Raw genomic sequence first — 24,030 nt, 5'->3', positions numbered from 1 at the left:
GGTTATTCTTCCATCATCAGATCAATGCATTCTGCGCATGAAACTCTTGACCGTCGCGAACCTCCTGCACGTAACCGGCCCGAATGGTGAAATCGCCGAAATGTTCTCCAGGCTGCCGCTCTGCGCCATACCGGGAAATAATCGGCCGCAGCGATTCCAGAATTTCCTTCTCGCCTATGTTTTCTTTGTACAGCTTATTCAAACGGTCGCCGGCAAAGCCGCCGCCCAAATACATGTTGTACTTGCCCGGTGCTTTCCCGATAAAAGCAAGCTCAGCAAGCATCGGCCGGGCACAGCCGTTCGGACAGCCGGTCATGCGGATCACGATATCCTCTTCATGCAGTCCCGCATCCTTCAGCATCGGTTCGATCTGATCCAGAAGCGATGGCAGGTAACGTTCGGATTCCGCCATAGCCAAGCCGCAGGTTGGCAGCGAAACGCAGGCCATCGAATTGCGTCTCAAAGAGGAATAGTGCGCGCCGTCCGTCAACCGGTATTGTTCGATCAACGCCTCGATTTTTTTCTTTTTCTGCGCGCTGATGTTGGCGATGATCAGGTTCTGGTTTGGCGTTAGACGAAAATCACCCGTATGCACCTTCGCAATTTCGCGAAGACCCGTCATCAGCTCGTACCCTTCCTCGTCCTTCACGCGGCCGCTTTGAATGAACAGGGTAAAGTGCCACTTGGAATTGGCGCCTTTTACCCATCCGTAACGGTCCCCGTTATCCTCGAAATGAAAAGGCTTAGCTTCTTCCAGCTTCCATCCCAGTCGGGTAGTCAATTCATCCTTGAACCAGCCGATCCCGCGGTCGTCGATCGTATACTTGAACCGGGCATGCTTGCGGACCGCCCGATCCCCGTAATCCCGCTGAATCGTTACCGTCTTCTCCGCCACCTCGATCATTTGCTCCGGCGTACAGAAACCGATGACCTTGGACACTTGGGGATAAGTTTTCGGATCCCCGTGCGTCATGCCCATACCGCCGCCGACCGACACATTGAATCCGGCTAGCTTGCCGTCTTCGATGATTGCGATGAACCCCAGATCCTGCGAAAAAACATCCACATCATTGGAAGGAGGAACGGCGATGCCGATTTTGAATTTGCGGGGCAAATAAACCCGACCATAGATCGGCTCCTGTTCTTCGCTCTCTTCTAGGCTTGATACAACCTTTTCGCCATCGAGCCATATTTCATGATACGCGGTCGTCCTTGGGTCTAAGTGCTTGCTTACCCGGCAGGCCCAATCGTACACCTCGGCATGTATTTCCGATTGGTGGGGATTCGGGTTGCACATCACGTTGCGGTTAACGTCGCCGCAGGCAGCGAGAGTGGTGAGCAGAGCCTCATTCACTTCGCGAATCGTATTCTTGAGATTCCATTTCAGAACACCATGCAGCTGGAAGGACTGCCTGGTGGTCAGACGGATGCTGCCATTCGCATATTTAAACGCAAGCCGGTCCATCATCAGCCACTGCTCCGGCGTGACGACGCCTCCAGACGCTCGCACCCGCAGCATGAACTGGTAAGCGGGCTCCAGCTTCTGCTTCTGGCGTTCATTCCGAAGGTCCCGGTCATCCTGCATATAGCTCCCGTGATGCTTCATCAGCCGGTTGTCGTCTTCCGGTATCGATCCGGTGATCGGGTCCTTCAGCGTTTCGGTCAAGCTTCCGCGCAAATAGTTGCTCCGCTGCTTGATTTCCTCAACGTCACTATGCGGAGCACTGTTATTCGACAATAAATGATTCTCAGACATTCGTCCTTCTCCTCTCGCGATCTAAGGATTCCGCAGGCTTAGTATACATCCCGCTGATAACGCTTCTCCTGCTGCATCTGAAGCAGATACTCCGCCGCTTCTTCCGGACTTAGTCCGCCTTCCTGTTCGAGTATGGCTGCCAGGGTGGCGTGAACATCATGCGCCATGTTCTTCTCGTCCCCGCACACATAGATGCTAGCCCCCTCCTTAAGCCATTCATACAGCTCCCGGCTTCTCTCGAGCATCCGGTGCTGGACATAAACTTTCCGATCGGTGTCTCTTGAAAAAGCGACGTCCATGCGCGTAAGTACGCCGTCTTTGAGCCAGCGCTGCCACTCCGTCTGATAAAGGAAATCCGTGGAGAAGTGCTGGTCGCCGTAGAACAGCCATGTCTTACCCTCCGCTCCGCTCTCCTCGCGCTCACCCAGGAATGCTCTGAACGGCGCCACTCCTGTGCCGGGTCCGATCATAATAACCGGCGTGTCCGGGTTCACGGGAAGCTTGAAATTCGGGTTATGCTGTATGTAGACCGGCAAAGAATCTCCTGAGGCCAGCCTTTCCGCCAGCTGCACGGAGCACACGCCATATCGCCCGCGACCGTGAGCGTCATATCTAACCGCCCGCACCGTGACATGAACTTCATCGGGATAGGCCTTAGAGCTGCTGGCGATCGAATACAGCCTTGCCGGAAGCTTACGGAGAATTCCGGCGAAGCTTTGGGCAGGGATGCCCTTCAATTGATAATCCCTTACCAAATCCAGCAGGTCTCTCTCTTCAAGATACGCCTTGAGTTCGAGCTCATGTCCCGTTCCAATCAGGTCCTTCAGCTGTTGGCTTGAGGATAATACGGCAGCCTGCGTAATCAGCGGCTTGGTGAGCACGGAAATCTCGTAATGCCGCAGCAGCGCATCCCTGAGCTTCAGCTGATCACCACTTTTATTGATCGTGACGGATTCCTCAGGGTTCCATTCCATCGCGCCGATCAACTCGTCAACCAGGTCGGGATGATTCTCAGGATAAATTCCAAGGCTGTCCCCAGGCTCATACTGAAGCCCGGAGCCCTCTAGCGATATTTCAAGATGCCGGGTCTCGCGGTCGGAGCCGCGTCCGTTCAGATTCAGATTCTCAAGGATTTCCGCTTGGAAAGGATTCGTGCGCGAATATTCGGATTCCGTCACAGCTACCGCGGATTGTGCAGCGGTCTGAGAGCCTGTGACACCACTCCCGCTGCCCGCACCAAGTGCCTTGGCTACCTCATTCATCCACTCCGCTGCCGGCTCGTCGAAGTCCACGTCGCAGTCCACGCGTTCTGCCAGCCGAATGCCGCCGAGCTCTTCCAGTCGCTTGTCAAAATCCTTGCCCGTCTGGCAATAAAATTCATAGGAAGTATCCCCGAGCGCAAGCACCGAGTACGATAGACCCTCCAGCTGAGGCGCACGTTTGCCGTGCAGGAACTCATAGAACGAAATGGCGTTGTCAGGCGGTTCCCCTTCGCCGTGCGTGCTGACGATAATCAGCAGGTTTTGGACCTTTTTCAGTCCATTCGGCTTAAAATCGCTCATGGACGAGACGGTAACCTGGGCGCCCTGCTCCGTAAGCTTCTTCGAAATTTTCTGGGCAAGCCCGCTGCAGTTCCCCGTCTGTGATCCGTAAAGGATCGTGACTTCCTTGGAGGAAGCCGTATTTGTCACAGCCGCAGTAGCCGTACCGGATTGAACCGGCTGCAAAGCTGCCGAAGCGCCCTGCAAAGCAGCCAAATATCCGCTGAGCCAGCTTGCTTGTGATCCGTTTAGCGTTGGCAGTAAACGGTTCAATAAGTCTGCCTGTTCTTGATTAAAAGGACTGTTTGTTACTTGAAGCTCCAACCCATCCACCTCGCGTCAACATGCTTTTTTATTTAATTCCGAGTAAAACTATCCACTTAATATCATTCTTTCTTGAATCTATCACAGCCTGCGCAGGAGGTCAACGAGGAATTTTCAGCTTTTTACCATTATTTCAGGTCGCTGGAATAACAAAAAACCGCAAAGCATTGCGGTTTAACCGTATGTTTTGGCGCTTTAATGTGTCAGAACACAACAAAGAAGCTAAATGAAGATTTCTCCTATGGTTTTGTTCAAATTGGACGAAAGGTGCATGATTCAATCGTTATATCTTGAATGTCAGCATATCTGCCTCGTGCCGTCTGCCTCGTTTAGAAAATGGAAATAATGTTGAAACCATCAATAAAGGAGATGATTTACGCGATGACAAGCAAGAACATACAATCCAAACGTGCAGAAGCTGAACGGTTCTCCGGCCGGGCCCGCAGCATTTGGTCGGGTGTCTTTTTCGGCCTCGGCTTTGTGGCCTTCATCGATGAGGTTGTCTTTCACCAGCTGCTGCATTGGCATCATTTTTATGACAAGTCTACGTCGGGCATCGGGCTGGTGTCCGATGGGCTGTTTCATGCCTTCAGCTGGTTCGCGACGCTGGCTGCTTTTTTTATGATGTCTGATCTCAGGCGAAAACGTGAACTCTCCCTTACTTCCTGGTGGGGAGGCATGCTCGTCGGCGGCGGCGGATTCCAACTGTATGACGGTATCATTCAGCATAAGCTGATGGAGATTCATCAAATCCGGTACAACGTGAATCTCACCCCCTATGATCTGACCTGGAACATCATTGCGGTTGCGATGATTCTTGCTGGTATATACCTGATCATCCGCGGCAAATCGGCCAGAACTCAAAGAACGGAAGGACATCGTCATGCATGATCACCAGAATGCACCGATATCCGGCCTGCCCGCTATCATCCTGCTCTGCTTGTTAGCTGGCGCTGGATTACTATATGGATGGGCTGTCACACGATCTTATCGTCAAGGTAAGGCCTGGCCGCTTTACCGCATGCTGCTTTGGTATACGGGCATCGCTGCCGCGGTACTATCCGTCTTCATTTCACAGCCAAGCGGCGTCCACATGAACTTCAAGACGCATATGTTCAGCCATCTCCTGCTCGGCATGCTCGCCCCGCTCCTGATGGCCATGGCTGCTCCCGTTAAATTGCTTCTGCGCGCGTTAAGTACGGTTAACGCCAGAAAACTGGCACGGCTGCTCAAGTCTTCGCCTCTGCACTGGATCAGTCATCCGGCTGTGGCCGCTTTGCTTAACATCGGAGGTCTGTGGCTTCTGTATACGACCCGTCTATATGAGGTCATGCATTTGCATTCTCTCCTCTATTTGGCGGTTCATCTGCATGTATTTCTGGCAGGTTATGTCTTTACGCTGTCGATTCTGGAATCGGATGCGGCACCTTGGCGGCGGAGCTTTGTTCTACGCGCCGTGATCTTGATTATTGCGCTTACCGGGCACGGTATCCTGTCCAAGTACATATATGCCCATCCCCCGGCTGGCGTTTCCCCCATGCAGGCAGAAGCAGGAGCCGTACTGATGTATTATGGAGGGGACATCATTGAGGCGGCACTGATCTTTTTTTTCTGCAGGAGTTGGTATCGTGCTGTACGCCCAAGGGGCACAGCCGTCGAAGCAAGCTGAGCAGCCTTTGCCAAGTATTACAAGCATTGCCGCGCAAAATAAAGAACGGCCCCGATTCAGGGCCGTTCTTTCACGTGCTTATATCATGGGTTAGCGGATCACCGAGCAGGCAATGCGAGCGCCGGAATTACCGGAAGGATCGGTAACATAATCATCGGCTTTCTCATGGATCATAAGCGATGTGCCGCCGTCCTTCAGCAAGGAATTGGCAGCCCCCTTCTCAAGGGTTACGGCTTTGCTCTCCAGATCGGCAACGACCGTGCCATCCGCCTTCACCTGAATGTTCAGCAGGTCACCCGCATGATAACCTTTCGGATTATTGAAGCCATGCTGTTTCCCTTGGGGGTTGAAATGCGCGCCAGCCGACGTGAAGTCCGGCGGATCGCACTTGCCTGTCTCGTGGAAGTGAATGCCGTGTTCGCCCGGCGGAAGATTCTTCGCTTCGATATGGATTTGAACAGCATCCTTCTTTTGTGTCAGTACGGCTGTCCCCACTTCGACTCCTTTGGAATCGATGATCGCTGTTTTCAGCTGTAGTTCCTCTGATTTCGCCCAAGCGGACGAAATGAAAGATGCTGCTCCGAATACCAAAGTGCCGAGTACGCTCAGGCAGATCGCTTGTTTTTTCATTATGCTGATTCTTCCTCCTGTAGATGTTTTCGGATCCTGTTCACAGGGTTGCCCTATTCACGGAAAAAGATAACATTAAGCTTCAGCGAAAATGCATTTAAGCGGAATCCCGGTCCGGCCTCCGGTTCGTTCGATCCTCCGGAATGATCTTAAACAGCAGGATATACAAGGCCGCGCTCATCAGCGTACACAACAAAATGATACCGAACACGAACGTGGGCGCAAGCCACGTGGACAGCAGTACCGTCACGGGAGCAAGAAAACGACCGAACGAGTATTGCAAATTGGCCGCTCCCATATACTGTCCCCTGGCATGCTCCGGTGCATATTTGCTGACGAAGCTTTCGGTCACCGGTGACCTTGAAATCTCGCCGATTGTCATAATAATGATAAACAGAAAGAGCAGCCATACCTGGGTCGTGAGTCCGATCAGAAACATCCCGAGACCGAATATAACCGAGGAAATGATAAAAACGTTCCGGTCGCTCGTCTTCTCGAACAGCTTCGTAACCGGCAGAACGCCGACGACAAAAAGCAGACCGTTAATGCCCAGCATCCATCCGAAAACATCCGTACTGCTGAGCGTATAGCTCCATGTGCCCCATGTCAGCAGCGGCTGTGCGGGCACATATTCTTTCACATAGGTGGCAAGATACATATCCAGCTGCATGAAAGCGATCGTTACCAATACGCCTGCAATAATGTAGATGGCAAAAGCTTTATCCTTAAAAATGACACCATAGTTGGAAAATTGCTCTTTCAGCAGCTGGGATACGGTCTCCGTCTTCATCCGAACCTCTGGCCTTTGCGGCAGCGTTTCGCGAATTTTCCATAGAACCACCAGAAAATAGAGCAGTGTGACGGCTGTGCAAACCCATAACAACGCCGTCCGGTGATGGATGAAGAAGACGGAGCCTAGAGCTGGCCCGAAAACAGCACCGATATTCCGACCCGTCACGAAGGTGGCGAAAACGAGCCTCCGGTCCTTCTCGGGCGTCACGTCCGCCACCATGGCGGAGCTGGCCGGAGAAAAGATCGAACCGCCGAGCCCGATCCCGATGTATGCCGCGTAATCGAGCCAATGGTTCGAGGACAAGGCAAACGCGCCGAACATCAAGGATTGGATTAGGTAACCTGCCAGCATGGGAGGACGCCGTCCGTAACGGTCGGACAGATAGCCACCAAGCAGGTTGGCAAACATGCTGACCAAGGGTGGAATGGCCATGAGCAGGCTTGCCACGGACTTGCCGAATTCCCCGCTGAAATACAGGGTCATGAACGGGAAGTACATCCAGAACAGCATGTTGAACAGTGAATCGCCGATCAGCCTGATTTTGAGATTAAGATCCCACTTGAACCAGTACATGAAATGAAATCCTCCTGATTTGATTTGCAATTGGAAATGATCCGTTTGTGAGATGCTGGAAATAAGGAAGGAGTTCAAATATACCATATTTTTTCAAATGTACAAGCCATTTTTTGCGGAACGGACTTAAAGAACAAAAGGACCGGGTTCCTTGGCAGATCCCGGTCTTTTCCATATACACTCTATGTCATTCTTCCTGAATAGGAACATTTATCACAGAGAATCAGCTTCGTCTGTCATATAATCATCTCAATACTGATATTTAGCTCAACGTCTGGTAATTAACCGATATCCGGGATGTGGATTTCGACTTCCTTCTTGATTTGCGCCGAACGCAAAATGCCATCGAGGATGGCCTGATTGCGCAGAATCTGCTCACCGGGAATCGGCGCAGGTCCGCCTTCGCGAAGCGCCCGCACGAAATCCTTGATCTTCTCTTCGAATACGCTCAGCTGATGATCGATCAAAGGAATCATGCTTTCCGTGTGATGCCCCTGCATATCGTGGAATATGGATACGGAACCCACGTTGCCGTCCCATACGCCGCTCCATGGTCCTTTTCCCGCGGGAGTCACCTTCATGCCCGCATCCGTACCAAGGAACATGGTTGCGCCCAGCGTATCCATGTGCATCGCCCAGGAGGTCTTGAAGTTCAGCACCAGGTCGTCTTCAAAACGGATTATCGCAACGCCAAAATCCTCCACATCGAAGCTGCCGGCTTCCGGGTGGTACTTCGGATTCGTGCCAAAATAATTCGAGGTATAAGCCGATACCGTTAAAGGCTTCGGATAGCCCAGCGTATTCAAAGCCAAATCGAGCGAATAACAGCCGATATCTGCCATCGCCCCCGCTCCCGCAATGTCCTTGCGTATAAAGGTTCCTCCAGGCATTCCCCGGCGCCGTCCGCCGCCTGTCTCCACATAATAAACCTTGCCCAGTTGACCCTTATGTACGAGATCTTTAATGAGACCCATGTTCGGATCGTATCGCGGCTGAAAGCCGATGTTCAGAATTTTACCGGTCTGCTTGGATATCTGCACCATATCAACGGCTTGCTCAAGTGTCACGGACATTGGCTTTTCGACCATGACGTTTTTGCCGGCAAGCAGGGCATCAACCGTTGTATGATGATGTGCCACATTCGGCGTGCAGATGGTGACTCCGTCCAGATCCATTTCCAGCAGCTTATGATGACCGTCGAATCCTTTGGCCTGATGCAGCCCCCAGCGCTCGATAAACTGCTCTGCCCTTCCGGGTAAAATATCAGCGACGCCGACGATCTCGACGTCTTCTATGTTCTTGTAGGCGCGGACATGCTCTCCGGCGATGCCTCCGCTCCCGATTATGCCAATGCGTATTGTATTCCCCACGTATTTGAAATCCTCCTATAATTTTGTGTTCTTATTCCCGTATTCGGTAGGCTTCATACCTCCCATCCCGGTAATCGCTTCGATGGGTTCCTTGTATCCACCTTTCTTCAGGATACAGCATTAAGCGCATCTCCTCCGGATCTCGCTGAACGATCGCTCGTCCGTCCCCAGATCCTTAAAGATGCGCTTTATGCTGTCTAATGCTGATACGCAAGCTTATCTGCTGTATTGCCCTGGCTTACCTGATAGGGAATCAGGACTTCAATTCCGACAAGCGGACGTTCCGATGTTCACGTGCCGATTGGTTGGCGGCTTCCATCAGCTTCGTCAATTCCACAGCAAAAGCCAGGTTCTCATCGGCAGTCGTGTCATTCTGTATGTGACCGATCCATTGATGGAACGCGCTCTCGCGGGCGCCTGGCACCGGCAGCTCTACCCACTCGTTCTTGTACTCTTCCTTCCGGGAAGTCCGGATGAGCAGCTTCTCGTCAGGCGTACCATACAGCAGCGTGCCGTCAGTACCATGGACCTCGATGCAGAACGGGGAGAAATTGTTCACGAAGCCCGCCTCCACGATTCCGACGGCTCCTGTAGACGTCGACAATGTTGCGACGGCATTGTCCTCAACTTCTTTGCCTGTGATATAACCGAACTGCGCACTTACGTCTACCGGCTCCTGGTTCAGGAACAGCCGCGTCAAGTACATCGGATGGCAGCCCAGGTCAATGAGGGCTCCGCCAAGGCAATCTTCAAGACTGTAAAAATGCTCCGGCAGCCAGCCGGCCGTTGCCCCGTTATGCGACAGACGAACGCGTACCAGCGTCACCTTGCCAAGCAGCTCCTGATCCAGGATCTCGCGGATCGCAAGCGTATAGCCGTCGTTCAATCTAGGCAAGGATACCGTCAGCTTCACCTTATGGTCGTTGACCGCCTGCAAAATGTCATTCACCTCATGCAGCGATGGCGCAAGCACCTTCTCGGTGAAAATATGCTTGCCCGCCGCAGCGGCTTTGAGCATGACTTCACGGTGCATGCGCGTCGGTGCGTCCACGATGACAGCATCGATGTCGTCCTGGGCCAGCATGTCATCCAGCGAGCTGTAAAAGGTAACGCCCTGCTGATCCGCTGCTTTTTGCCCCCGTTCCGGATTTTCATCCCATACCGCTACGATTTCGGCTTCAGGATGCTCCTGTGCCTGTTTGGTATAATCCCATGCGTGAACGTGCCAATAACTAATTTTGCCGATTCTGATCATTTTCAGCCACCTCATTTATTTCATTTTAGGATATCATCACACTCGCGACAAACCAATCATTACAACTCTTTATGAAGAAAAAAGCCCACTCTCTCTTTGACAAAAGGGTGAGCTTCTCTTCTCGCTATGGACTCTAGTCAAAATACACGGTTTTACCTGTTTTCGCAGATTCGTAGATCGCTTCCAGCACTTCTGTGACCACTAGCGCCTGCTCAGGCTTCACCATCGGCTCGGTATCGTTCAAAATGCTGTCGATCCAGAGTCTGCACTCTCTTGCCGCCTGGCTTTCCGACTTACCATCGAAGTATGCCACGCCTCCGGTATTCAGCTCCGGCTGCTTCGTATACAAATGACCCAGCTCTTCTCCGTTCACCCGCAGCCCGTCGCGCATATCCGCCCCCGCTTCGGTACCGCACAAGGTCGCTTTGGCTTCGCCCACGTCGAGCGTGTTCAGCGCCCAGCTGGATTCCAGCGTTACGGTAGCCCCGTTCTCCATTGTAATGAATCCAAAAGCGGAATCTTCCACTTTAAACTGTTCCGGATCCCATGGACCAAAAGCGTTCGCCGCGTCTTTCTTGCTGCCGAGCTTGTGATAAACATTCCCCACGACGCTTTTCACCTTGTAGTTATCCATCAGCCACAGGGTTAAATCCAGGGCATGCGTACCGATATCGATCAGCGGTCCTCCGCCCTGTTCTTCCTCGTTCAGGAATACGCCCCAGGTCGGTACCGCGCGTCTGCGGATAGCGTGGGCCTTGGCAAAATAAATATCTCCCAAATCCCCGCGCTCGCAGATTTTCTTCAGCAGCAGCGAGTCCGGACGATAGCGGTTATCGTAGCCGATCGTCAGTTTTTTGCCTGTGCGTTTGGCGGCTTCGAGCATCGCTCTGGCCTCCTCTGAAGTTTTGGCCATCGGCTTTTCGCACATGACATGCTTGCCCGCTTCCAGCGCGGCGATCGTAATGAAGGAGTGGGATTTGTTCGGCGTGCATACATGGATGAGGTCGATGCTCTCGTCCTTCAATAGCTCCTTATAATCCGTATAGATGGCGATATCTTCCTTGCCGATCTTCTGTGCCGACGACACCGCACGCTCCTCGATGATGTCGCAGAAAGCGACCAGTTCAACGTTTTTGTTGGCGTTCAGATTCGGGATATGCTTTCCGTTTGCGATTCCGCCGCACCCGATGATGCCGACCCGCAATTTCTTTTGTTCCTGCTCTGCCATATTGACGTCATCTCCCTTGAATATATAATTTATAATATTTGTCGAAGATATGTGAGACTGGCTGCAATGCTGTCCAGCTGGGGAATTTCATATTCCTCCTGCTCGACCGTGAACCATTCGATGCCGTGACGCTTGCCTGCTTCCGTGATCGCCACGAAGTCCATGATGCCCGAGCCGATTTCCGTGTTCCGTTTGTCTTGAGCGCTCTTCATGTCCTTAATATGCAAAATCCGGCAGCGCTCCTTGAAGGCCTCAATCCAGTCAATGGACCGTAAGCCCGCATGCTCAGCCCAGTATGTATCCAGCTCAAAGAACAAATGATCCGGATGCGTATGGTTCGCCAGCCATTCCAGGCCGGTCAGCCCCTCGAACTTTTGGAATTCGATGCCGTGATTATGGTAGCCGAAGCGTACACCCTGCTCCTTGCAGCGTTCCCCGATCCGGTCCAGCCGTTCTGCGGTACGTTTATAGCTGTCAGCGCTTTCACGCATCTCATCCGGCAGTCCCGGGCAAATGATATAAGGGCTGCCGATGGTAAGCGAGTATTCGATCGTCTCGTCGAGCTCCAGCATCAGATCGGATATTCCGATATGGCTTCCCGCTGCCCGCAGGCCGTACGAATCCAGCGCCTGCCGCAAATCCGCTGCCGATGTGCCGAAATATCCGGCAAACTCGACGCCGTCGTAACCGATGTCCGCCACCTTTCTCAGCGTCCCCAAAAAATCCGTGCTTGTCAGTTCTTTAATGGAATACAGCTGGAGCGCTATATTCTTCATGGATATGCCTCCTCCTGTGTAACAAGTCAAGGTAAGGATACCAAAATCGCCAAATAAGTAATACAATGAACCTGTTGTAAAATATAAAATTTTTGTCATGGTGAAGCGAGGTGCCGAAGTCGATGCAAGAAGCCTATTTTGAATCGAACCGATCCGCGATGGGATCAATCCATTTTCCTTACGAGAGCATGATCCATTCCAGTAAGGCCTCACGCTGCATCGTGAAGCCGCATTGGCATCTGTATATCGAAATCTTGTACTTCCTCTCCGGCAAGGCGAAAGTATACCTGGGCGGCACATGCCATGTGCTTGGAAAAGGCGATCTGATCCTGATCCATTCCCATGAAACGCACTCCATCTATTCCATGGATGACGGAGAGGTATCCTATATTGTTGTAAAGTTTGATCCCGAAATTCTGTACTCCACCTCACGCACGATCCTGGAATCGAAATACATCCTTCCCTTTACGCTCGCCGATTCCGGCGGTCAGAGGGTATTCGCCGAACCGGATATCAAAGATACGCCCATTCCCGGTCTGATTCGAGAGATTTATGAGGAATTCAGCGCCAAGGGCTTTGGATTCGAGCTTGCGGTCCGTACGCTGATATGCCGCGTCTTCCTGTGGTTTCTCCGCCAAACCCAGCATCAGCATTGGGGCTGGGAAGTGGCGCATTCGCTGAATGACAGCGAATACCAGATGCTCCAGAAAGTCTTCGAATACATCGACTACAACTACATGAACGATATTAATGCCCAAACCGCCGCCAGTCTCTGCAATATGAGCTACAGCTATTTTTCGCGAAGATTCAAAGCGATCATGGGCAAGACGTTCACCAATTACCTCAGCTATATCCGGATTACCGAGGCCGAAAAGCTGCTGCTGACCACGAACCAGAGCATGACGAGCATCGCCCTTGAGGTTGGTTTTTCGAGTTCCAGCTACTTCATTCAGCAGTTCAGGCAATTCAAGAACATCTCTCCTCACCAATTCCGGAAAAAAGGAAAAGCCTGATACCATCGTATCAGGCTTGAATCCGTTATTTATGCAGGTGAAAGGGCACGGTCGAAATGACGACGTTCTTTTGGTTAATCAAGTATGCCCTCAGCACCAGGCTGGTCTGGTTATGCAGAATATGCTGCCACCAATGCTTCGTAATGAATTGCGGGATTAGGACGGTAATGTGGTCGGTTGCGGCGTTCTTCCATTCCACCGTGTTGATGAATTTGACCAGTGGCCGCAGCACGCTGCGATAGCTTGAACGAAGCACGATCAGCCGAACGCCCGGGTTCCACGCCTCCCATTTTTTCTCCATGCGTTCGATTTCCTCATCGCTAAACCCGACATAGACGGCAACGACGTTATCTGTGACCGATTTGGCATAGCCGATGGACTGCTTCACGACCTGCGTGATTCCGGCGATGGGAACGACGATCGTATTGCCTTTGATCACCGGTTTGTCGCGCAGCACGTCGATCCGAAGCTGCTCGGCCGTGTTCAGATAATGGCGCTTCGTCTGATAAAACACGAATATCACGATGGGCAGAAAAATAAATACCATCCAGATATGCGTGAATTTCGTGAACACAAAGATCAGCGCAATCGTCAACGTTGTCAGCATGCCGATCGTATTGATGACGAATTTGATTCTCCAGCCTGCGGGCCGGAGCTTAATCCAGCGGATCATCATGCCGAGCTGCGACAGCGTGAAAGGGATGAACACGCCGAGTGCATAGAGCGGAATCAAATTTTCGGTATTCCCCTGAAATACGATGACGAGTAACGCAGACAGGATGCCCAGGTTCAAGATCCCGTTCGAAAACCCCAGCCGATCGCCCCGCACCATGAACATCCGGGGCATGAATTTGTCCTTTGCCAGCATAAAGGCAAGCAGCGGAAAGGCCGAATACGCCGTATTGGCTGCCAAGAACAGGATAAGCGCCGTGATTCCCTGAATGAAGTAGTACAGTATGCCCCTCCCGAAAGTGGCATTCGCAATTTGGGAGACGACCGTCTCCTTCGGATTCGGAGCAATGCCGTACCCATACGCCAGCAAGCTGATTCCGATAAACATGGCCCCGAGAATAATGCCCATCAGGAGCAGCGTCGTCGCCGCATTTTTCTCGGATGGCTTCTTGAAGTGAGGAATCGCGTTAGACACCGCTTCGACCCCCGTCAGGGCGGAGCAGCCGGAGCTGAAGGCCTTCAGCAGCAGAAAGAGACTGACGTTTGAAACGGTTGTCCCGAAGGCGGGCGCGGCCGCGTGAATGCCTCCAGCCGCATATCGAAAGATGCCCGCGATGATCAGGACAAAGATTGAAATCACAAACAGGTAAACGGGGATTGCCAATACGGAGGCCGATTCCGTCACTCCCCGCAAGTTCAGGATCGTCAGAAATACGATCATGATGAGCGAGATAAGCACCCGGTGATCATGGAGTGACGGAAAAGCAGACGTAATGGCATCTGTACCCGCCGAGGAACTGACCGCGACGGTCAATATGTAGTCAACAAGCAAAGAACCTCCGGCCAGCAGCCCCACCGGCTCGCCCAGATTCGATTTGGCGACAATGTAGGCGCCGCCGCCTTGCGGGTATGCAAAAATCGTTTGCCGATACGATAAGATGAGAATCAATAAAAGTCCGAGGACCGCAACAGAAATCGGAATCGAGTACCAGACGGCTGCAAAGCCCGCAGCCATCAGCACGATCAGAATTTGCTCGGTACCGTATGCTACGGAGGACAGCGCATCGGACGACAGGACTGCCAGCGCCTTCAGCTTGGTCAGCTTCTCACCCTCGATTTCGCCGCTTTTCATAGGCCTGCCGATCAACAGCCGTTTGAATCTGTTTATCATTGGACAAATCCCTTTCTCTGCTTACTCCTGTTTCTAATCCACGTGGGGATCAAGTCTTTCCATCTTTTTTAAGCTTCCTTATTTTAAGTTTTTTAAACACGGTTTCTTTACGGACAACCTCTGGCATTGATCATTACCAGCCAAAATAAAAAACCATTCTCGGCAGGGAATGGTTTTTACAAACTCTATAATTGATTTTAATTTAGGCTTTGTTAAATCTTAATGTTGATAATACATAAAAATTGTAGGAAACCCTATTTTTTGAGTTTCCTCCATTCTTGTTTAACTAACCATCACCGTTAACTCAATTAGAAATATTTTTAAGTTGTTTATTAAACACACTAATTGAGTGAAAACTCTCTTTTAAGAGGTTATCAATTATTTGCTTTATTACATTTGGTTCTCGTAAGTCCTCATTTTCAAATGTTACAAGTTCATTTATTTTTATCCATTTACTGTCTGTAATTTCATCCTCTTCGAGATTTAAAGAACCTCCAGTAACTTCACCAATAAAATGAAATAAGATAACTTGATCGTTCGAACTACTTATAAAATTATATACACCAGTAGTACCAATCAGGTTGACATCAAACCCCGTTTCCTCTTTAACTTCCCTCCGAGCTGAATAGAGAATGTCTTCACCATATTCGATATGTCCACCCGGAAAGTTCCACTTATTAAAAGCAGTAGGTTTATTCTCTCTGATAATCAAGACTTTATCATCACTAAAGACTGAGACACTTGCTACTAAAACAATTCCATTTTGTGACATACATTTCCCCCCCAATTCTTTTCGTATATTTATCTCTACATTGGATTTTGAAAGTCGTAAACTTTCATATGTGTCTGTCATTTCATATACAAATGATGTTAATAGAAATTCTTTTATATGCTGTTTCGTGCTTTCATTACTACGACTATCAACAAATAAGAACCATGCAAGGTAATTATCAAGATATTTCGTAGCCACACCTTTAAAGCGGTCTATCCATTGCTTCAAACGAGAATGGAGACCATTGACATTTTGAATGTGATACAAGCCTTTGATAACATGTTTGCAACCGTCTGATTTAATCCGATAATGCTCTAAGCCCTTCTCTTTTGCATAGGTTTTATACGCTCTCCAAGCATCCGTTAAGTTTTACTACAACTTTACAGAGCCTTAATTTAAAGGAGCTGCGGACGGCCGGAATCGCGTCGACCATCGACTGGTATTCAGCTGCCCTGTAATGATCGTTTGGATCGAATTGGACATCCCCCGGAAGAACCAGAGTAAAGACTTGTTGACCGGATGCCCCCAGCTTGGTCATGCGGACCACGCCGTCCTCCACCATTTGCGCATATTGTTTCGGAGAAACGATCGAGACCGTGAAAACCACACCGCCATATTCCTTGTTGAGGGTATGGACGAAGTCAAGGTTTACGGTTTCCGCATCCGGGAAGGAAGTCTGCTTCACTTCATATTCTCCTTCCCAGCTCTTGGGAAGACGCAGCGTGAAGCTATAAGTTGGGTTCTCATATAAGAATGTATCCTGGAGTGGCTTGACATGCAGCTTGGCATTGAACTCCTTGAAGCGTTTCAGGAACGTGATGGCTTCGGCGCGGGTCAAAGGATCCCCAGGCTTAAAACCTGCCGCCGTGCCGTCCTCTTTGCCTTCCGAAATGCCGCTAGCCAGCAAATATTCGACGGCATTCTGGAGGGGCATTTCCTTACCAGCAGCGTTAATCATCAAGATGGCAGCTTCTCCCCGAGTTAAGCCGCTTTTCGATGAAGGCAGCTCCCAGCCAAGCTTTTGCCAATAGGCGAGGTAAGGCTCTGCCCAATTCTTCGCTCCGGCATTCTGCTTGAAATCCGCAGGCTGGTATGTGCGTATCAACATGGCCACGAACTCATTTGGCTTCACGGCACCGTCCGGGTGGAACGTGCCATCAGTGTACCCTGTGATAATGCGGTTCCCAGCGGCCCATGCCACATATTCATGGCTCCAATGTTTCTTGGGAACATCCGTGAAGCTCGCTTCACGCGAGGCAGCCAAAGCTTCGCTTGTCTGGGCTGCACCCAGCAGAATAACCGACGCCATGATCAAATTTCGAATTCTATTCACACCTACATCCTCCTTTGCATCGACACCTATCTATTTGACGCGTCCGGGAAGCAAAAGGTTAATTGAATGCGCATATTTGCTCAAATAAAAGTGCCGCTCCAAACGGAGCGGCATTCTGCGGCTAAAGAGGAAGTGATTATTTTTTGAAGGCGTTACGGAAATCGTTCATCACCCGGCGCTGCCGTTCGATGTAGTTCCAGACCCAGAAAATGAAAAGAAAGGATACGGCCAAATACACAAGCGGAACGATGATATTCAGCTCCGTCAGCAAATACGCGAATACAAAGAGCAGCCCGGTAAACAAATGGTTGATGGCCGTATGCGCGTTGCTCGGAATGATATCCGCCGCATTCTTATCGTAATTGGACCACACATACCGGATAGCCTGACCCGCGAACGGAATCGACAGGAAAGCAAAATAAAGCGTGTAAGGAGCATAATGAAGGATCGGCAGCAAAGCGATAATCATGTACCCCAGCACAAAGCAGAAAGTTAGGACATTTTTGGATTTGCGTTTGCCAAGCCGGACCACAAGCGTATTCTTACCTGTCTTCGCATCCGATTCGGCATCCGGAAACTGGTTGATCAGCAGCACGTTGGAAACGAACAAGGCCACCGGGAGCGAGATCAGGAATGCTTTGAAGGAATAAGAACCGGTCTGTACGAAATAAGCGCCCATCGTCATGAAGACACCGTAGGTCGTCGCGATCAGAATTTCGGCAATGCCTGGTGCAATGTTAATAAATGAGAACTTACCCTTTTCATTCGTATAAAACAAACCTGCAAAAACGCCGTACAAGATCAGTGGTATCAGCTGCCAGCCGCTGATGACAACCAGATACACGCCGATCAGGGCCGCAACGATGGACAATAACAGGCCGAAAAATCCCATGTCCGCCCTGGAGATCAATCCCAGCTGGATCATTCTCGACCCGCCGGTGAATGGGCGCATGCCGCCGATGTTGTCATTGTCCCGTTCGGCATCCTTCCAGTCGTTGATCATGTTGGTGCCCGCCTGAATCAGGATCGCCCCAATCAAGGTCAGGATGAACATGCCCGCATGCAGTGTATGCGTCAGAGACAAAGCGAGCGCTCCGCCGAGGAGAATCGGCACGAGGGACGCCGTGAGCGATAACGGACGAACCGCTTCCTTCCAGGCTCTCGCTTTCGCGCGTACGTCATCCCAGACGCTGACGGCTTCGCGGTTCTCATGAAATTCAAATACGGTTGGCGGCTCGCCTTGGAGTATCTCCGGTACATAACGGTATTTCACGGTAAACGGACGGATGCAAATGAACTCGAGCCGGTCCAGGGCACCGATTTCCGTGAACTGCCCGACGATCGGAGAACGGGTTTTCAGAAGCAGTGCGGCCTTATCCCTTTCGCTCTGATCTTTCAGCACCTCTGCTCTACCGATAATTTCGCATTCCTCCATCTTGATGAATTCTTCGCCTTGATGGATGAGCATGGCCGTTTCCGGTATGTTGCTCCATTGAATGACCTTCGGATCGCCTTTCATGCTTGAAACATATATGTTGAATTGTTCGTCCACGGCAAAATGCATCATCCGCTGCCGCGGCGAACCCATATTCGAGGTCCCCACAGCAACGACTTCTGCCCGGGATAGAAAGTCATAGACCTCTTCTTTACTTCGTACTGCCATATTGTAAAATCCCCTTCTTTGTATCATTTGTCACAAAGTCTATCTTAGTACGATTATGAACAAAATGCTACGACGGATTTAGAACCGGAATTATCAGGAAAAAACTTTTGAGAAATCAAAAAGCTGCCGGGAATTCCCGGCAGCTGCTCGATTTATTTTACTCTTACCCGTTTGATAAACAGCGCCGCGACAAAACCGATGATCGCGACGATCATGCCGAAGATAAATGCGCCTTGTACGCCGGACGTCAGTGCGTCGAGCAAATTCGGATTGTCCGGATGATTGTTCACGTAACGCGTTTGCCCCGCCGTCATGATGCTGACCGCGAGCGCCGTACCGATGGCGCCGGCAACCTGCTGCAGCGTGTTCATGATGGCCGTTCCATCCGGATAGTACTGCTGAGGCAGCTGGTTCAAACCGTTCGTCTGCGCCGGCATCATGATCATGGATATCCCGATCATCAGGCATGAATGCAGCACAATGACGAGAAAGACCGCCGAGGTCGGCGTAACGCCCGAGAAGAACCACAGCATGGCGGCGGCGATCAGGAAACCGGGGAATACGAGCCACTTGGGACCGTACTTGTCGAACAGGCGTCCCATGATCGGCGACATGATACCATTGATGATACCTCCGGGAAGCATAATCAAGCCTGCATAGAATGCCGTCTTGCCAAAGCCCATCTGCAGGAACATCGGCAGTACAAGCATGGATGACAGAATGATCATCATGCTGATGAATACCATCAGCGTGCCGAGCGTGAACATCGGGTATTTGAATGCCCGCAAATTAATCATCGGCTCTTTCATCCGCAGCTGGCGCCAGGAGAAGAGGATCAGAGCAACGACCCCGATCGCAAGGGCTGCGATGACTTTCGTGCTTGTCCAGCCTCCGCTTCCCTCGCCGGCACTGCTGAAGCCGAATACGATGCCGCCAAAGCCCAAGGAAGACAAGATGATCGACAGCACGTCGATTTTAGGCTTTGTAATCTTCGAGACATTTTGCATGAACAGAATACCGCAAATGAGTGCAATAACGAGGAATGGTAGCGACAGCCAGAAAATCCAGTGCCAGCTTAAGTGCTCGATCAACAGGCCGGCAATCGTAGGCCCGATCGCTGGCGCGAACATAATGACGAGTCCAATGATGCCCATGGCTGCCCCTCTTTTTTCCGGGGGAAAAATGACCAAAATCGTATTGAACATCAGCGGCAGCATAATGCCTGTACCAATGGCTTGGACAACGCGTGCCAGCATCAACATTTCGAAATTCGGAGCAAGCGCCGCGATGAGCGTTCCGAGTATCGAGAAGGCGATCGCCGTCACGAACAGCTGTCTCGTCGTAAACCACTGAAGAATCAATCCGGAAACAGGCACGAGAATACCGAGCGTGAGCAGATAACCGGTTGTCAGCCATTGTACCGTTGCCGGCTCGATATGCAGCAGCGTCATCAAATCGCTCAAAGCTACGTTGAGCGCCGTTTCACTGAACATCCCGATAAAACCGCTGATCAAGAGGGCGATCATGATCGGAATGACTTTAAATTTCTTTTGTTCTTGCGTTTGTTCATTCTTGTGATGTATGGTTGCTTCCAAATTCTCATCCTCCATATGTCTCTATCTAAATTTGTCCTCGACCAAGCACTTCGTTCAGAAGTAAACCCGCATACTTCGAAATCAGTAAAATATGACGTGTATCTCTGTTCGTTAAGGCCAAGATCAATGCCCCTTCCAGCATCGACAGTAACACTTCAGCCGCTTCATCGGCACGCCGGGGTTCAAGCCCTTCCCGAACCAGCCTGCCGGAAATAATGTTCTGCCAAGTCGCCAGCACGTCCTGGCATGCTTCCCTTAACGAATTGCTGATTGCCGAAGTTTCGACCGCCATCCAGAAGCTGAACGGAATGAAGCCTTCAAAATCGGATTCAAACGCTTCTTTCGCCATATTTTCAATGAATTGCTGAACCGCCTGTACCGGATCGGGGATCTGCTCGAATACATCGTTCCATTTATCCGCCACGAGCATCTTCGAACGGTGAATGCATTTAAGCGCCAGCTCTTCTTTGCCTTCCGGAAAATAATAATAAAGGGATCCTTTCGGGCAGCAGCTTTCCTTGATGATCTGATTCAATCCCGTTCCATGGTAACCCTGACTGAAGAACAGCTTGGATGCCGTATCCAGTATGGATTCTCGTGAATTGGGCTTGCCTGCCATCGGTATTCACCACCTTTGATTATAGTGATCGGTCTACATATTATAGCTGTTCCAAGAGCCCTCTTGTCAATCATTTTTATTGAAAAGAAGCTGTTAATTGCTGTAAACCCTTCTCTATAAAAGAAGCCCACGCTTCCGCATGGGCAAATCAAAAGACAACTATCTAAAGTTGTTGTATCAACGTATGTACCATCGTCTTTAAACCGTTCAGCATCGTATCATGCGATAACGAAGGCAGTTGAGGCTTCTGGATGGCCATCTCCTCGGAAGCGGGGAAATGAACGAACCCCCCGGCGATCTGGGGATCATGCAGGCGGATGTAATCCAGAAGGGCATACATCGTATTATTGCAAATAAAAGTGCCTGCGGAGTAGGAAATGGAGGCCGGAATTCCTTTCATCCGCATCGCTTCAACCATATCGCGGATCGGCAGCCGGGTAAATAATCCATCGGGGCCGTACGGGTTGATCGCCTCGTTGTAGGGACGGTTCCCGGCATTGTCCGCTACAACGGATTCCCGTGGAACCTCTTTCAGATTAATGGCGATCTGTTCCGGTGTAATGGACGTCCGCCCCGATGCCAAACCGCAGCATATAACGGCGTCAGGCTGCAATGATTTGACGGCCTGTATCAGCTTTTCTGAGGATTCATCAAAAATTACCGGAAGCAGCAGCGTATGAATATCGGCCCCTTCGATCTTCTCCCGGGCCAGATCCTCGATCAGCCTTTGCGTCGGATTGACGGTATCACCGCCAAAAGCTTCAAATGCAGTAACCAGAATTTTCACGTGATTGCCTCCCTCATGTCGTTCTTAATGCTTGGATCGTGATGTTCTCCTGGCGAAGAGCCGAGCGGAGCAATCTGGCAAAAGAGAGGGCATGTTCCCCGTCCCCATGGATGCATACCGTGTCGGCATGAATCATCATTTTATTGCCGCTGCGCGTCGTCACCTCGCCGTCCCTGACCATTTGCAGTACCTGTCCAACGGCCTGTACCGGGTCTTCAATCAGCGATCCCGGCATGCTCCTTGGCGTCAACGTGCCGTTATCTTGATAAGTGCGGTCCGCGAATACTTCCGAAGCCGTCGCAAGCCCGTATTTCTGCCCCGCACGGATCAGCTCGCTGCCTGCAAGCCCGTACAGGATCACAGAAGGATCGATGGCATGAACCGCTCCGGCGACTGCCTCGGCCAAAGCATGATCCGTTGCAGCCATATTGTACAGCGCTCCATGTGCTTTTACATGTCTCAGTAAGCCGCCCTCCTGCTTGATGAACCCGAGCAGAGCCCCGATTTGGTACGTTACCATGTCATACGCCTCGCCCGGGGACACCTCCATCCGTCTCCTGCCGAAGCCTGCCAAATCGGGAAATCCCGGATGAGCTCCGATGGAGACGCCATTCTGGATCGCCATGCGGACCGTTTGGCGCATCACGGCGGGATCTCCCGCATGATAGCCGCAGGCGATATTGACGGATGTAATCTCCTTCATCATTTCCGAATCGGCCCCCAGCACGTAGCGGCCAAAGCTTTCGCCCATATCGCAGTTCAAATCAATGGTTGGCATGGAACTCCTCCTTCAGCTTCCAGTCGATCATTCTTTTCAGTCTTTGCATCCGATGCTCCTGCTCCACGTACAGAAGTTCCGACTCCGCCTGGGAAATCTCGCGGAACCGGATGACTCCGCGGGGCGGCATTTGAGCAACGAGCGGCAGATCGACCGAAGCGACCTGCGCAATTTTAGGGTAGCCTCCGAGCGTCTGCCTGTCCGCCATCAGAATGATGGGCTGGCCGTCCGCAGGCACTTGAACCGTTCCTGCCGTAACTCCTTCGGAAACATACTCCCGCGGCGTCTTCAGCGGCAAAGCAGGACCGGATAGCCGATATCCCATCCTGTCGGATTCGGGCTTCACCCTATACTCTCCCTCAAAGAAAAGGCCGATGGCAGAGTCAAGAAAGTCTTCTGCTTGACGGCCGCGCGTGACTCGGACCGTTTGCTGAGCATAACCATCAGCGTGACGGGGGGCGGCAGACCATTTGACCGACCGAAAATTCACTCCGTCCGGGATCGTCCAGCATAGTTTGGCAGTGTCTGAAGTTGCGCGAAGAACGTCGCCGGATTCCAACGCCCTGCCTTTCAGGCCTCCAATGCCTGCGCGAAGGTATGTGCTGCGGCTGCCCATGACCTCCGGCACGTCTATTCCCCCGTGAACCGCCAGGTATGATCTGCAGCCGGATACCGGCCGCTTGAATGTCAAATCACTTCCCCTGCGCATAAAGACCGGCCGCCACATCGGTACCGGTATGCCCCCGCTTTCGGGGCCCAGATCCGCTCCGGCGATCGAAATCAGGGTATCCTCGGTGAACTTCACGGAAAAGCCGGACCATGTAATTTCTATAACAGCCTCATTTCCACGGTTGCCTGCAAGCCAATTAGCCAACCGATACGCGTTGCGGTCCATAACGCCCGAGCCGCTGATCCCATACTTGCCGTATCCCTGTCTACCCATATCCTGAACCGTTGCAAGCAGGCCCCTCTTCGTAATTTCCAGACTCACTTGTGTCCACCTGCCAATCGATCATACTCCTCAGCGCTGATGGCTTTGAAGCGGATTCTTTGTCCGCTGCGCAGCAGGACGGGGAGCGCCTGCTCCGGACGGAACAGCGCAAGCGGCGTCCTTCCGATGAGTTGCCAGCCACCCGGAGTATTCAAAGGATAAATACCCGTCTGCGTACCCGCGATGCCGACCGAGCCGGCTGGAATATGCAGCCGCGGTGTCGTTTTTCTGGGTGCAGCGATGCGCTCAGGAACACCGCCGAGGTAGGGAAACCCTGGAGCAAACCCCAGCGCGTACACAAGATATTCTTGTCCCGCATGGATACGGATCACTTCGCTTTCACTAAGTCCGTTCTTCTCCGCAACATATGTCAAATCGGGTCCATACTCTCCCCCGTAGCAGACTGGAATCTCGACAACCTGAACCGGATTCGCCGATGCCTTCCCGCTGTTCAGCAAACGATCCGTCACAATGGCCCGAACGCAATCGAAAGCCGTTTGATTGGCGGGCCATGCCTTCAGATGCATGAGATCATAATACACGGTCAGCGTCGTAAAAGAAGGCACACACTCGACAAACCCTTCAAATGGATGCCGTTCGAGCTCAAGCGCAGCAGCGTGGACTGCTGCGTTCACGCCTTCGTCTATAACATCACCGAATTGAATCAGCAGAGCCGAATCGCCCATCGGTTCCATGGTAAGCAGCATGCTGTCAGCACCTC

General features: G+C 51.5%; 21 protein-coding genes and 1 pseudogene. 3 read left to right on the top strand and 19 right to left on the bottom strand.

The genetic code is table 11. The features are described 5' to 3' along the window. Positions 1–16: 16 nt before the first annotated feature. On the bottom strand, positions 17–1,756 hold the full coding sequence (cysI, locus tag ACTHPM_RS03920; protein ID WP_440393865.1) for an assimilatory sulfite reductase (NADPH) hemoprotein subunit: 1,740 nt from the start codon (positions 1,754–1,756) through the stop codon (positions 17–19). Between the two features lie 38 nt (positions 1,757–1,794). After that, positions 1,795–3,621: an assimilatory sulfite reductase (NADPH) flavoprotein subunit gene (locus ACTHPM_RS03915; RefSeq protein ID WP_440393864.1), complete on the bottom strand. Its 1,827-nt coding sequence runs from the start codon at positions 3,619–3,621 to the stop codon at positions 1,795–1,797. Positions 3,622–4,002: 381 nt separating this feature from the next. On the opposite strand from ACTHPM_RS03915, the gene ACTHPM_RS03910 reads away from it, so the two are divergent. Beyond that, positions 4,003–4,512 carry a DUF2243 domain-containing protein gene (locus ACTHPM_RS03910; RefSeq protein ID WP_440393863.1) on the top strand — a complete coding sequence of 170 codons (510 nt, stop codon included), beginning with the start codon at positions 4,003–4,005 and terminating at the stop codon, positions 4,510–4,512. Next, complete coding sequence (locus ACTHPM_RS03905) at positions 4,505–5,290, top strand: cytochrome c oxidase assembly protein (RefSeq protein ID WP_440393862.1); 786 nt, start codon at positions 4,505–4,507, stop codon at positions 5,288–5,290. The genes ACTHPM_RS03910 and ACTHPM_RS03905 overlap by 8 nt, the downstream gene beginning before the upstream one ends. Before the next feature lie 90 nt (positions 5,291–5,380). On the opposite strand, the gene ACTHPM_RS03900 is transcribed toward ACTHPM_RS03905, so the two are convergent. From ACTHPM_RS03900 to ACTHPM_RS03875, 6 genes are all read right to left on the bottom strand, one after another. Beyond that, positions 5,381–5,920 (bottom strand): superoxide dismutase family protein, encoded by a 540-nt coding sequence (locus ACTHPM_RS03900; protein ID WP_440393861.1) that lies wholly within the window; start codon positions 5,918–5,920, stop codon positions 5,381–5,383. A gap of 97 nt (positions 5,921–6,017) precedes the next feature. Next, positions 6,018–7,286 (bottom strand): MDR family MFS transporter, encoded by a 1,269-nt coding sequence (locus tag ACTHPM_RS03895; protein ID WP_440393860.1) that lies wholly within the window; start codon positions 7,284–7,286, stop codon positions 6,018–6,020. A gap of 281 nt (positions 7,287–7,567) precedes the next feature. Next, on the bottom strand, positions 7,568–8,656 hold the full coding sequence (locus ACTHPM_RS03890; protein WP_440393859.1) for a Gfo/Idh/MocA family protein: 1,089 nt from the start codon (positions 8,654–8,656) through the stop codon (positions 7,568–7,570). A gap of 253 nt (positions 8,657–8,909) precedes the next feature. Then, the gene (locus ACTHPM_RS03885) at positions 8,910–9,911 is read right to left on the bottom strand and encodes a Gfo/Idh/MocA family protein (RefSeq protein ID WP_440393858.1); all 1,002 of its coding nucleotides are present in this window, start codon (positions 9,909–9,911) and stop codon (positions 8,910–8,912) included. Positions 9,912–10,044: 133 nt separating this feature from the next. After that, on the bottom strand, positions 10,045–11,139 hold the full coding sequence (locus ACTHPM_RS03880) for a Gfo/Idh/MocA family protein (RefSeq protein ID WP_440393857.1): 1,095 nt from the start codon (positions 11,137–11,139) through the stop codon (positions 10,045–10,047). A gap of 29 nt (positions 11,140–11,168) precedes the next feature. Then, positions 11,169–11,915, bottom strand: a complete 747-nt coding sequence (locus ACTHPM_RS03875; RefSeq protein WP_440393856.1) for a sugar phosphate isomerase/epimerase family protein — start codon at positions 11,913–11,915, stop codon at positions 11,169–11,171. Between the two features lie 122 nt (positions 11,916–12,037). Here ACTHPM_RS03875 and ACTHPM_RS03870 point away from each other — a divergent pair, with 122 nt between their 5' ends. After that, a complete protein-coding gene (locus ACTHPM_RS03870) occupies positions 12,038–12,928 on the top strand; it encodes an AraC family transcriptional regulator (protein WP_440393855.1) in 891 nt (296 codons plus the stop codon). A gap of 25 nt (positions 12,929–12,953) precedes the next feature. Here ACTHPM_RS03870 and ACTHPM_RS03865 read toward each other — a convergent pair whose 3' ends face one another. The 11 genes and pseudogenes from ACTHPM_RS03865 to pxpB form a co-directional block, all read right to left on the bottom strand. Beyond that, on the bottom strand, positions 12,954–14,771 hold the full coding sequence (locus ACTHPM_RS03865) for an APC family permease (protein WP_440393854.1): 1,818 nt from the start codon (positions 14,769–14,771) through the stop codon (positions 12,954–12,956). Positions 14,772–15,075: 304 nt separating this feature from the next. Then, positions 15,076–15,543, bottom strand: a complete 468-nt coding sequence (locus tag ACTHPM_RS03860; RefSeq protein ID WP_440395344.1) for an NUDIX hydrolase — start codon at positions 15,541–15,543, stop codon at positions 15,076–15,078. A gap of 36 nt (positions 15,544–15,579) precedes the next feature. Further along, positions 15,580–15,909, bottom strand: a pseudogene (locus ACTHPM_RS03855) (IS1595 family transposase); the annotation flags it as partial. Next, complete coding sequence (locus ACTHPM_RS03850; RefSeq protein ID WP_440395343.1) at positions 15,884–16,852, bottom strand: S-layer homology domain-containing protein; 969 nt, start codon at positions 16,850–16,852, stop codon at positions 15,884–15,886. The pseudogene ACTHPM_RS03855 and the gene ACTHPM_RS03850, both read right to left, overlap by 26 nt. Positions 16,853–17,012: 160 nt before the next feature. Beyond that, on the bottom strand, positions 17,013–18,539 hold the full coding sequence (locus tag ACTHPM_RS03845) for a UbiA family prenyltransferase (protein ID WP_440393853.1): 1,527 nt from the start codon (positions 18,537–18,539) through the stop codon (positions 17,013–17,015). Between the two features lie 152 nt (positions 18,540–18,691). Continuing rightward, positions 18,692–20,065, bottom strand: a complete 1,374-nt coding sequence (locus ACTHPM_RS03840; RefSeq protein ID WP_440395342.1) for a DHA2 family efflux MFS transporter permease subunit — start codon at positions 20,063–20,065, stop codon at positions 18,692–18,694. A 94-nt stretch (positions 20,066–20,159) separates the two neighbouring features. Continuing rightward, positions 20,160–20,753: a TetR/AcrR family transcriptional regulator gene (locus ACTHPM_RS03835; protein WP_440393852.1), complete on the bottom strand. Its 594-nt coding sequence runs from the start codon at positions 20,751–20,753 to the stop codon at positions 20,160–20,162. Positions 20,754–20,916: 163 nt separating this feature from the next. Next, positions 20,917–21,540: a pyroglutamyl-peptidase I gene (pcp, locus tag ACTHPM_RS03830; RefSeq protein ID WP_440393851.1), complete on the bottom strand. Its 624-nt coding sequence runs from the start codon at positions 21,538–21,540 to the stop codon at positions 20,917–20,919. 13 nt (positions 21,541–21,553) lie between these two features. Further along, positions 21,554–22,318, bottom strand: coding sequence for a LamB/YcsF family protein (locus tag ACTHPM_RS03825; protein ID WP_440393850.1), 765 nt, complete (start codon positions 22,316–22,318; stop codon positions 21,554–21,556). Beyond that, the gene (locus ACTHPM_RS03820) at positions 22,305–23,309 is read right to left on the bottom strand and encodes a biotin-dependent carboxyltransferase family protein (RefSeq protein WP_440393849.1); all 1,005 of its coding nucleotides are present in this window, start codon (positions 23,307–23,309) and stop codon (positions 22,305–22,307) included. The genes ACTHPM_RS03825 and ACTHPM_RS03820 overlap by 14 nt, the downstream gene beginning before the upstream one ends. Continuing rightward, a complete protein-coding gene (pxpB, locus tag ACTHPM_RS03815; RefSeq protein ID WP_440393848.1) occupies positions 23,306–24,016 on the bottom strand; it encodes a 5-oxoprolinase subunit PxpB in 711 nt (236 codons plus the stop codon). Before pxpB ends, ACTHPM_RS03820 begins: the two co-directional genes overlap by 4 nt. Positions 24,017–24,030: the final 14 nt, after the last annotated feature.

Origin of the sequence: Paenibacillus sp. SAFN-054 (assembly GCF_051966755.1) — a bacterium.
Lineage (GTDB): Bacteria > Bacillota > Bacilli > Paenibacillales > Paenibacillaceae > Paenibacillus_AQ.
The sequence above is the reverse complement of the archived record's forward strand: the minus strand, read 5'-3'. Positions and strand labels throughout refer to the sequence as shown.